The organism is Companilactobacillus metriopterae, from assembly GCF_004117915.1.
GTDB classification, from domain to species: Bacteria; Bacillota; Bacilli; order Lactobacillales; family Lactobacillaceae; genus Companilactobacillus; species Companilactobacillus metriopterae.
Window position 1 is genome coordinate 1 of the sequence record NZ_RSTD01000005.1, and the last position, 10195, is coordinate 10195.

12 protein-coding genes are annotated in these 10195 nt (G+C 31.1%); 6 read left to right on the forward strand and 6 right to left on the reverse strand.

Annotated elements, in window-relative coordinates:
* Positions 1 to 351: 351 nt before the first annotated feature.
* From EKN01_RS08010 to EKN01_RS07715, 3 genes are all read right to left on the reverse strand, one after another.
* Positions 352 to 543: a DUF1508 domain-containing protein gene (locus EKN01_RS08010; RefSeq protein WP_129045681.1), complete on the reverse strand. Its 192-nt coding sequence runs from the start codon at positions 541 to 543 to the stop codon at positions 352 to 354.
* An 848-nt stretch (positions 544 to 1391) separates the two neighbouring features.
* Positions 1392 to 2123, reverse strand: a complete 732-nt coding sequence (locus tag EKN01_RS07710) for a C40 family peptidase (protein ID WP_129045682.1) — start codon at positions 2121 to 2123, stop codon at positions 1392 to 1394.
* Positions 2124 to 2349: 226 nt separating this feature from the next.
* The gene (locus EKN01_RS07715) at positions 2350 to 2898 is read right to left on the reverse strand and encodes a guanylate kinase (protein WP_129045683.1); all 549 of its coding nucleotides are present in this window, start codon (positions 2896 to 2898) and stop codon (positions 2350 to 2352) included.
* Between the two features lie 91 nt (positions 2899 to 2989).
* On the opposite strand from EKN01_RS07715, the gene EKN01_RS07720 reads away from it, so the two are divergent.
* On the forward strand, positions 2990 to 3199 hold the full coding sequence (locus EKN01_RS07720) for a DUF2187 family protein (RefSeq protein WP_129045684.1): 210 nt from the start codon (positions 2990 to 2992) through the stop codon (positions 3197 to 3199).
* A gap of 30 nt (positions 3200 to 3229) precedes the next feature.
* Here EKN01_RS07720 and EKN01_RS07725 read toward each other — a convergent pair whose 3' ends face one another.
* The gene (locus tag EKN01_RS07725) at positions 3230 to 3850 is read right to left on the reverse strand and encodes an LVIS_2131 family protein (RefSeq protein WP_241685274.1); all 621 of its coding nucleotides are present in this window, start codon (positions 3848 to 3850) and stop codon (positions 3230 to 3232) included.
* A 288-nt stretch (positions 3851 to 4138) separates the two neighbouring features.
* Here EKN01_RS07725 and nrdH point away from each other — a divergent pair, with 288 nt between their 5' ends.
* Genes nrdH through nrdF form a run of 4 tightly spaced genes read left to right on the forward strand, consistent with a single transcriptional unit; the run spans position 4139 to position 7897 of the window.
* Complete coding sequence (nrdH, locus tag EKN01_RS07730) at positions 4139 to 4369, forward strand: glutaredoxin-like protein NrdH (RefSeq protein ID WP_099974131.1); 231 nt, start codon at positions 4139 to 4141, stop codon at positions 4367 to 4369.
* Complete coding sequence (gene nrdI, locus EKN01_RS07735; protein WP_099974130.1) at positions 4369 to 4764, forward strand: class Ib ribonucleoside-diphosphate reductase assembly flavoprotein NrdI; 396 nt, start codon at positions 4369 to 4371, stop codon at positions 4762 to 4764. The genes nrdH and nrdI overlap by 1 nt, the downstream gene beginning before the upstream one ends.
* Positions 4706 to 6904, forward strand: a complete 2199-nt coding sequence (gene nrdE, locus EKN01_RS07740) for a class 1b ribonucleoside-diphosphate reductase subunit alpha (RefSeq protein ID WP_164966398.1) — start codon at positions 4706 to 4708, stop codon at positions 6902 to 6904. Before nrdI ends, nrdE begins: the two co-directional genes overlap by 59 nt.
* 9 nt (positions 6905 to 6913) lie before the next feature.
* Positions 6914 to 7897, forward strand: a complete 984-nt coding sequence (gene nrdF / locus EKN01_RS07745) for a class 1b ribonucleoside-diphosphate reductase subunit beta (protein WP_129045686.1) — start codon at positions 6914 to 6916, stop codon at positions 7895 to 7897.
* Positions 7898 to 7933: 36 nt separating this feature from the next.
* Here nrdF and EKN01_RS07750 read toward each other — a convergent pair whose 3' ends face one another.
* Both EKN01_RS07750 and EKN01_RS07755 read right to left on the reverse strand, forming a co-directional pair.
* The gene (locus tag EKN01_RS07750) at positions 7934 to 8290 is read right to left on the reverse strand and encodes a DUF1634 domain-containing protein (RefSeq protein WP_129045687.1); all 357 of its coding nucleotides are present in this window, start codon (positions 8288 to 8290) and stop codon (positions 7934 to 7936) included.
* Positions 8290 to 9132 (reverse strand): sulfite exporter TauE/SafE family protein, encoded by an 843-nt coding sequence (locus EKN01_RS07755; RefSeq protein ID WP_129045688.1) that lies wholly within the window; start codon positions 9130 to 9132, stop codon positions 8290 to 8292. The genes EKN01_RS07750 and EKN01_RS07755 overlap by 1 nt, the downstream gene beginning before the upstream one ends.
* 242 nt (positions 9133 to 9374) lie before the next feature.
* Between EKN01_RS07755 and EKN01_RS07760 the strand changes: the two genes are divergently transcribed.
* On the forward strand, positions 9375 to 10195 hold an 821-nt coding region (locus EKN01_RS07760; RefSeq protein WP_164966399.1), incomplete at its 3' end, for a hypothetical protein.

Consider the following 10195-nt stretch of genomic DNA (forward strand, 5'->3'; position numbering starts at 1 on the left):
ACCGATAACCATGTTATTATTTTCTTAAATAAGGAACCTTCGCCATAAATCATAATAAATTCTCCCCAACTGTATCTTTTTTGAAAACCCCTCAATTTCCAAAAAATAAGATGTGTTTTTAGTTTTTGCTTATCATATACATATTAAAAAACTAATTTATATAAAGCATAATAATCCCTTATTCAATTAAAATCAATATCAAATATAAATATTTTTTAAAAAATGCATTTATCTAAAACAAAATTATATCTATTTAATAATTAAATATAAATAAAATATTAAAACCCTCATTTAGAACTTTTATTAACCATTTAGTAGTTGTAACTAAATATATAATTAATTATTCCATTATTACTTATCAAAATTACTAATATCTAATACCTCAGAAGTTTCATATATATTATTTTTAATGTAAGATATATCTTCTAGTAGAGATTTTTTATCTTTGTATGATTCGCTTTTGGCTATGATTTCCTGACTTTCTGACATTATCATAAAATAGAATTTTTCATTTATTGATGACTTAATTATTAAAAAATACATGTTATTCACCTCTTTTATATTAGGTTATTATTATTATAGCTATAATTTTAATATTATTAAAGAAATGTTGAATAATTTAATTTTATTTTTAAATATTTAATTATCTTTTAAAATTCAAAAACACGTACTAATTTATTCTAAATTATTAAGATTTGTATGTAAATTTTAATGCCTGTAGTATTCTCCTTAAAAATACTTATAAACAGCAAAAAAAGTAGTCAAAATTTTAAATTTTGACCACTTTTAAATTATTCGCTGTTTTCTTTCCAAAATAGAACATATGAAGATTATCAATGATGAAATTAACAGTACGTAGTACCCTAATCCTAATAATGATGTGAAATAATTTGAAAAATCAGATCCAGACTGATTGAACAAAAAATATATAACTACATATATAAATGACATCAACCCTGCTGTGATAAATCTAACCAGTCTAGACAGAAATCTAATCAAGGTAAAAAATAAGGCTATTACTGACAACGCAATTAACAAATAGACAATATACTGAATAATAGCAAGTTCCTGTGGTGGTGTTGAAACTAGACTTATAATACTATCAATTTGATTTACACTGTCTATTACACCATATAGGGTTATTTTTTGAGATAGCAGATTGGACACTTCAGAGGGAATCGGGACTCCCTTAGTAAAAGTATTGAGAAGAGTTTGACTATTTAAAAATGGTAAATAAAATATCGCATATATATTTATCACTGAAGCTAATAAACTAATAAATTTGAATACACTTTTATTCTTAAGCATTTTTACACCATGTAATTATTGATTTACTTAATTATACAAAAAAACAAGCCCAAAGGCTTGTTTTATATATTCTTAACTTTTAATTATGCATCAACGTGAACAGCAAATGATGGCATAAAGTAACTTGACATTGTACGTACTGAAACGCTTTGTCCTGGTTTAGGAGCATCAATGTATTGGTTGTTTCCAAGATAGATAGCTACGTGATATGAAGAACCTTGGTTACCCCAGAATAATAGATCACCGGCTGATGCATTTTGAACAGAGATTTGTGAACCTGCTGATTCTTGAGCAACAGTATATGATCCAATTGATTTACCTGTAGCTTGTTGGTAAACATAACCAACAAATCCTGAACAATCAAATCCTGAAGTTGTCTTTCCACCCCATACATAAGGTGTTCCAATTAGTGATTGAGCTGTATCAATAACTGATTGTGTAGTTGTTGCTGCTTGTGTAACAGCTGGTGCAGGGTCAACAGTTACATCGCTAGCTTTTAGCCATGCATTGTTACCAACAGCATACCAAAGGTTGCCTGCTTCGTCTTGGACTTCTGAAACTACTGCCCAGTCAGTGCTTACTGCAACAGAACGATCGGCTGTCTTAGCTCTTGATGTTGTAGCAGAAGGTGATGTATATAATTGTGCTTCAACATTAGTGCGAACAACTGAAGCTTTATTTGTAGTTACTTCTGTAACTGCAGCTTGTGCAGTTTTTGATTCATTGTTACTTAGATTTGTAAGACCAGCAGCTGTTGTAGCAAGTGCTGCGGCTGTAGTAAGTGATACGAAACTTCTTTTAACTGTTTTATTCAAAATTAAATCTCCCAATAAATGTTTAATTCGATTTTTACGATTTTTTATTTTTTATAATTATTTTAAGTTGTTTTGCTTAACCAACGCTCACTATACTACGCTTATAATATTTCAGTAATGTTACAAAAGCGGTAATATAACATTACATATTTTATTTATAGTAAAACCCATCCCCCAAGCACTTGATACATATAGGATTAGGGTGCTTAAGCTTTTTATAATTTTTTCATAAACTTTCTATAATTAGGTCTATTTGTCCAGTAGTTTGCTCAAAATCATCATTTTTTATTTCAAATGCGTGACCTTTTAGTTCATTTGGGAGAAATAAATCACGTTTAAATTCCTCACTACTTAATCTTAAATCAATTCTTCTTTCTTCATCCCCGCGATTGACTAATCTATCTGAAATAATTTCTTCATCTAAATCCAAAAATATAACAACACAGTTTTCTTTGTATTTATTATAGTAAGAAACAGCACCTGCTGTATCTAATACTATTGATATCAAATCGTTGCTTTCCCACATTTTATTAAGACCTTCTATAGAAGAACCATATTTGTTGTTTGAATACTCAACTCTTTCTAGATAATGATTTTCTTCAAATGAATTTGTCGATTCAAAATAGTAGTCTATGCCATTGACTTCTCCATCACGAGGCTTTCTTGTCGTATGAGTAATGACACTAGGTATATTATATTTATCTTTTAAATATTGGCTGACTGTGGTTTTTCCTGTTCCACTTGCTCCTGTGATTACAATAACTTTTTTACTCATAAAAAATTTCCATTCTATATAAATTGAAATATTCTCTCTATTATATTATTATACAGTGACGTCAAGTAAAAAATTTTGGGAGTCAGTATATATGAAAATTGAAGATTTAAAAATTGGTGAAACATACAACTGTGAAGTTGAAGAGGACATGGACTTTCCTTTTAAGGGTAAAGTAGAAAAAGTTTATGAACATTCAGCATTAGTTGAAATTACGGATGTTGACCCTAAAGATGAAACAAATAAAATGGAACTTAACAACAAAATAGTTGTAAGTATTAAAAACATCACCGCAGTAAAATAAAAAAGAATGACCTTAAAAGGTCATTCTTTTTTATTTATTATCTGTTTTAATAAATGATCTATCTGGAACACGTATTACTCTGTACTCAGAAGCAAGCTTTCCTGCGTTCATTCCTAGTCCATTTATGAAATTTTTCTTATATCTTGCCTGTCCAGTTATTACATATGCTCTTGTATATTTATTGTCATATTTAGAAATATCTTTTTTGTTCCACTTCATAGCTACACGTGGGACATTCAAAGGCATAGTTGCGTCAGATAATGTTGCATATTGACTAGATACTGAATAGTTTGAGTCCTCTACACGATATTTATAGACATCAATATTTGAGGATTTATCTCCATCTATTTTTACATAGTAACCTTTTCCTGTTGCATCTGTCTCAACTCTTAAAGGTTCATACTTATATGTTATTGCATAATTTGAAGATGATTTTGTATCTACTTTAGTAAAGAAGCTGACATACAACATCCCTACCACTACTGCTATTAAAGCTATCATTTCAGCAAAGTCTATTGCCAAAATTCCAGCCGATATTTTCTTTTGACGATATACGAGTTGCCTTAAATGTCTTCCTCTAATATTCAAAACTACAAATATCAATAAAGCTAATACGATTAACCAAGCAAAAATCCCTATCAAGTTCCACATATATATGTTCCTACCCATTCCACGGAAAATTTTATTAATGTCAAGTCTAGTACTTTAAAAAATTTACAATATAATTATCTTTAAGGTCAATTTTATCATAAATAAATTTTAGGATAAATTTAAATAATTTAAACTTTTCTTAAGATTTTGAAAATTGAATAATGTACTATATATAGTACTTCCTGAAGATTTTTTTACTATATCTTGTATATTTCGAGTATTAGTAATTGATTTTAGGAACACTTGTTCTATACTAGAAACATCAAGTTCATTAAGGGGATGACAGAAATGAATAGTATCGTAGTATACAGTAAAAATAATTGCATGCAATGCAAGATGACAAAGAAATATTTAAAAGAGCACAATGTTAATTTTGTGGAAAGAAACATCAATGATCAACCAGAATATCTTGATGATTTGAAGGCCCAAGGCTTTCAAAGTGTACCAATCGTTATGAATGAAAACATTAACCCAATTGTAGGATTTAGACCAGACAGCCTTAAGGAACTGATTGACTAATGACACAATTGGTTTTTTATTCTATAACCGGTCAAACTAGACGTTTTATCTCTAAACTTGACTTACCTGAAAACCAAGTAATTGAAATAACTGATGACAATCCTCTTATAAATATGACTGAGGACTATATCCTACTAGTCCCAGCCTATGAAGATGATATGATGGATTCTGTGATCGATTTTCTAAATTTCGAAAACAATTCTGCAAATTGTATAGGTGTTGCTGGTTCTGGAAATCGTAATTTTAATACTCTATATAATCAAACTGCTAGAAAAATTGCTCAAGGACTAGAATTGCCAGTAATATTTGAATATGAATTTAACGGCACCGAGAAGGATGTTAATAACTTTAAGAAAGTGGTACAGGAATTTGGGACTAAACACACTAGATCTTAATAAAGTAAGTTACTTTAAATTAAACAATGAAATTAATATTCCAGTAAACAATTCAATTCCACTACACAAGGATAAAGAAGCCATTGAGGCTTTTTTTAATGAAAATGTTTACCCTAATACTATGGAATTTCTTTCTTTCAAAGACAGAATTCAATATCTACTTGATAATGATTTTATTGAAGAAGACGTTATCAATAAGTACTCAATTGAATTTATAGAATCACTATATAACTCACTTAAGAAGAAAGATTTCAAATTCCAATCATTCATGGCAGCATATAAATTTTTTAATCAATATGCTCTTAAAACAAATGATGGCGATCTTTACCTTGAAGATTATGAAATGCGAATTCTTTTCAACTCATTATTGTTTGCCAATGGAAATGAGGAACTAGCTAAGTCTCTTGCAGAAGAGATGATCTCTCAAAGATATCAACCTGCTACTCCTTCATTTTTAAATGCAGGACGCAAAAGACGTGGCGAATACGTCTCTTGTTTTTTAATTCAAGTGACTGATGATATGAACAGTATTGGTAGATCCATCAACAGTGCCTTACAACTTTCTCGTATTGGTGGTGGAGTTGGTATCACACTGTCAAATCTTCGTGAATCTGGATCACCCATTAAAGGTGTAGAAAATTCTTCATCCGGTGTAATACCAGTTATGAAATTGCTAGAAGATAGTTTCAGCTACTCTAACCAACTTGGCCAACGACAAGGTGCTGGTGCAGTATATCTAAATGTCTTTCACCCAGATATCATAGATTTTCTTTCTGCTAAAAAAGAAAATGCCGACGAAAAAATTCGAGTTAAGACATTGTCACTAGGTATCATTGTTCCTGATAAATTTTATGAATTAGTTCGTAACAATGAAGATATGTATCTATTCAGTCCCTACTCAGTGGAACGTGTTTATGGAAAACCATTTTCATATATTGATATTACTGAAGAATACGACAATCTGGTTAAAGACGAAAGAATTAAAAAATATAAAATCAGTGCTCGTGAGTTAGAAGAAGAAATAAGTAAACTACAACAAGAATCTGGCTATCCATACGTTATCAATATCGATACAGCAAATCGCGCTAATCCTATTGACGGAAAAATTATCATGAGTAATCTTTGTACAGAAATTCTCCAAGTTCAAACTCCTTCTGAACTAAATGAAGCTCAAGAATATGTTCAAATGGGTACAGATGTTAGCTGTAATTTGGGTTCTACAAATATTGTTAATATGATGAACACCCCTAATTTTGGTAAATCAGTTGAAACTATGACACGTGCTTTAACATATGTTTCTGATGCTTCAAATATCGAATCTGTACCTACCGTAGCTTTAGGTAATAAGCAAAATCACGCTATAGGATTAGGTGCAATGGGTCTTCATACATACCTTGCAATAAATCAAATTGAATACGGTAGCCCAGAGTCAGTTGAATTTACAGCTACTTATTTCCTACTATTAAATTATTGGACTTTGAAAGCCAGCAACAAAATAGCTACTGAACGTAATGAGACTTTCAAAAACTTTGAAAAATCTGACTACGCAAACGGTTCTTACTTTGAAAAGTATATTAATGAAGATTTTGCTCCAAAGAATCCTCGTGTTATTGAATTATTTAAAGACATTGATATCCCAACTATTGAAGACTGGAAAGAATTAAAAGACAGTATTCAAAAGAATGGACTTTATAATGCTTATAGAATTGCTGTAGCACCTAATGGATCAATTTCTTACGTAAATAACACTTCAGCTTCTCTTCAACCAGTAACAAGACTAGTTGAAGAAAGACAAGAAAAGAAAAATGGCAAACTATACTTCCCTGCTCCATATTTAAGCAATGATACAATCAAGTTCTATAAATCAGCTTATGACACTGATATGCGTAAAGTTGTTGATGTTTATGCTGCTGCTCAACAACATGTTGATCAAGGAATGAGTATGACTATGTTCATCCGTTCGGAAATTCCTGAAGGTCTATACGAATGGAAAAACGAAACATCTCAAACCACACGTGATTTAAGTATCATTAGAAACTATGCTTTCTATAAGGGAGTCAAATCAATTTATTACATCCGAACATTTACTGAAAATAATGATGAAATTGGAAGTAACGAATGCGAAAGTTGTTCAATTTAGGAGAATAAAATGACTGATACATACTACAAATCGATTAACTGGAATAAGATAGAAGATCAAGTTGATAAAGCATCTTGGGAAAAACTAACATCACAATTTTGGTTAGATACACGTATTCCATTATCTAACGATATCGATGATTGGCGTACACTAACTCAAGAAGAACATAACTTAGTTGGGCACGTCTTTGGAGGTCTAACTTTACTAGATACTCTTCAATCCCAAGACGGAATTGATCAATTAAGAAAAGATATCAGAACCCAAGCAGAAACTGCTGTTTTCAATAACATTCAATTTATGGAATCTGTTCATGCAAAGAGTTACTCATCAATTTTTAGCACACTGAATACCGCTGAAGAAATTGAAGAAATTTTTGATTGGACTGACCACAATGAATATCTTCAAATAAAAGCAGAATACATAAATGATATCTATCAAAATGGAACTCCCTTGCAGAAGAAAGTAGCTAGTGTTTTCCTTGAAACATTTTTATTCTATTCTGGATTCTATACACCTCTTTATTACCTTGGTAATAACAAACTTGCAAATGTTGCTGAAATTATTAAATTAATCATACGTGACGAGTCTGTTCATGGAACTTATATCGGTTATAAATTCCAGCTTGGTTTTAACGAACTAAGTGAAAAAGAACAAGAAGAAATGCAAGAATGGATGTACAGTCTACTTTATCAGTTATATGAAAATGAAGAAAAATATACTCATCAACTATATGACAATATCGGTTGGACTGAAGAAGTATTAAAATTCCTGAGATATAATGCAAACAAAGCTCTTATGAATTTAGGTCAATCTCCACTATTCCCTGATGGAAATGCTGAAGATGTTAACCCTATTGTTATGAATGGAATTTCTACCGGAACAAACAATCATGATTTCTTCTCACAAGTTGGTAACGGATACCTAATGGGAAAAGTTGAAGCAATGAAAAATTCCGATTACACAATTGGATATACAGATAATAAAAAAGACTAGGACAAAAATCCTAGTCTTTTTTTGTTTATAAAATATTTAACTTCTATATCCCCAAAAGATTGCAAATATAAGAATAATTAAAACAATCGTAGTAATGATTGTGTATAGTTTGTCACCTTCTTTGAAGAAGGCATAAATAGATACCACCACTCGTAATACGGGTGTAAGAATTAGCATGAAAATTCCCAACATTATAACTGCATAAGATTTTCCTGAAGCTATTCCTGAAAAAATTTCAGTAAATCTTCTTGGAAATTCACCGCTACCACTGTATCCTGATCCTGATATAAAATAAATTATTATACCTGCAGTAATAATAATTGCCGAAATAACAACACCTATACGAAGAATTCGACCAATGATTAATTCTATATCTCTTTTTTCTTGATCCATTAGATTGTCACCCCGAATCCTTTAAGAGCCATTTGAATTCCTAAATAAATAAGAATAGGAATGAAAATCATTCTAATAACTCTTGGTCTCATGCGTTGCATAATTCTCGCACCACCTAAAGATCCTACCAAAACTCCTAGAGCTAATGGTCCAGCAATATCTGGTTTGATAGATCCATTAAAAAAATAAACCGTAGCACTAGCAGCTGCAGTGACACCCATCATCAAATTACTTGTTGCACTTGATGCTTTTAATGGCATTTTCATAATTGTATCCATTGCTATAACTTTAAATGGACCACTTCCAATACCTAATAAACCTGAAGCCAATCCTGCTCCACCCATCATTGCAAATCCACCAGGAACATTTGTTAATGAATAATCTATTTGCTTTTTCTCAACCTTGTCATAATATGATCCTTCAAGTTTCATTTTTTTTACAATTGGATCATTTCCAGGGTAAGGTTCCTCATTCTTATTACCAATTAACTTCATTATCATGTTAACTGATGAGTATAGAAGGAAAAATCCAAATAAAACAAATAGCCAAGCACTTGGAAAAATTCCTACCAACATTGCACCTACAACTGCACCGACAGTTGTAGCAATTTCTAAAAACATAGCTACTCGAAGATTCAACATATCATCTTTTAAGTAAGCAATTGTCGAGCCTGAACTTGTAGCAATAACAGTAACAATACTAGCACCGATAGCATATTTTATATCTACTCCCATAGCCATAGTTAATACTGGAGTGACAATCATTCCACCACCAATACCTAACATAGCACCTAAACAGCCAGCCAAAGCGCCGACCAATAATAGTATTAATAAATAATTCATATAAATCTCCGATCAAAGTTTTACTTTGTAGTAATACGATACATATTATATTACAAGATATTAATTTCATTTATTATATTAAAAATGTTTAAGATCATTTATTATAACTTATCTTATATAATTTTTTCATCGACGGTTTTTTAATGATTTTCAATCATTAAAAAACAAATGCGTTCTTAGGATTACCACTAGCTATTCTTGCTGGTATTGGTACTTTCTTATTAACTAACGGATTCAACTTGTTGTTACCATTTGTTATTGCTCTTGGTCTTTCAATTCTATTGGGTATTGCAACTCAAATTCTTACAACTCTTGGTTTAATCGCATTAGATATCTTGAGAAGACTATTTAACCGTCTAGTTAAATTAGGATTACTCGCATTATTCGGACTATTGTTCGCTTTTGTAGGAATCCCTCTTGTACTTATCGGTCAAGTAATTGGTTTCTTCTTATTACTAGCTCTTAATGCATTTATCGGTTTTGTTCTTTGGTTGTTAAGCTCTATTGCGAAAGATCTTGGTCTATTGGCAATTGCTGCTGGTTTGTTCTTACTTCCATTGGCTGGTCAACTTGTATTCGCTCTTGTTACAAAATGGACTATTCGCGCTATTATTCATATTATTAGATTCTTTGTTGGTGCCTTTAGATTGGGTGCTAGATTGGTTCTTTCATTTATCATTGGTTTGGCAAATGTTCTTACTGGTCTTCTTAGATTAGCTAACTTTATTGCAGGTCTTGTTAATGCTGCGCTTTCTGTATTGTCATTACTTCTTCCTGTTCCGGGTTGGTTATTATTCCCTCTATTTGCTCTATTGACTCTATTGAATATTGCTAACGAATTATTCTTACTTCCATTAAAACTATTCTTAGATCTATTGAGTCTTTTGGATATTGGAACATTACTTTTTGTTTCTCTTCCTTACTTCTTATTTATTCGTCCTTTGATTTCTTTCTTGATGGCTCTAACTGCAGGTCTTGTATCTGACGTTATTCTATTCTTGATTGGTTTACCTCTATTCTTATTGGGTCAACTTCTTCTTCAAGGACTTATTACTTTACCTTT

Excerpts from the sequence above, each read along its gene's own strand:
- EKN01_RS08010 (WP_129045681.1), bottom strand. The coding sequence starts at position 543 with ATGTATTTTTTAATAATTAAGTCATCAATAAATGAAAAATTCTATTTT.
- EKN01_RS07715 (WP_129045683.1), bottom strand. The coding sequence starts at position 2,898 with ATGAGTAAAAAAGTTATTGTAATCACAGGAGCAAGTGGAACAGGAAAA.
- EKN01_RS07720 (WP_129045684.1), top strand. The coding sequence starts at position 2,990 with ATGAAAATTGAAGATTTAAAAATTGGTGAAACATACAACTGTGAAGTT.
- EKN01_RS07725 (WP_241685274.1), bottom strand. The coding sequence starts at position 3,850 with ATGTGGAACTTGATAGGGATTTTTGCTTGGTTAATCGTATTAGCTTTA.
- nrdH (WP_099974131.1), top strand. The coding sequence starts at position 4,139 with ATGAATAGTATCGTAGTATACAGTAAAAATAATTGCATGCAATGCAAG.
- nrdI (WP_099974130.1), top strand. The coding sequence starts at position 4,369 with ATGACACAATTGGTTTTTTATTCTATAACCGGTCAAACTAGACGTTTT.
- nrdE (WP_164966398.1), top strand. The coding sequence starts at position 4,706 with ATGTTAATAACTTTAAGAAAGTGGTACAGGAATTTGGGACTAAACACA.
- nrdF (WP_129045686.1), top strand. The coding sequence starts at position 6,914 with ATGACTGATACATACTACAAATCGATTAACTGGAATAAGATAGAAGAT.
- EKN01_RS07750 (WP_129045687.1), bottom strand. The coding sequence starts at position 8,290 with ATGGATCAAGAAAAAAGAGATATAGAATTAATCATTGGTCGAATTCTT.
- EKN01_RS07755 (WP_129045688.1), bottom strand. The coding sequence starts at position 9,132 with ATGAATTATTTATTAATACTATTATTGGTCGGCGCTTTGGCTGGCTGT.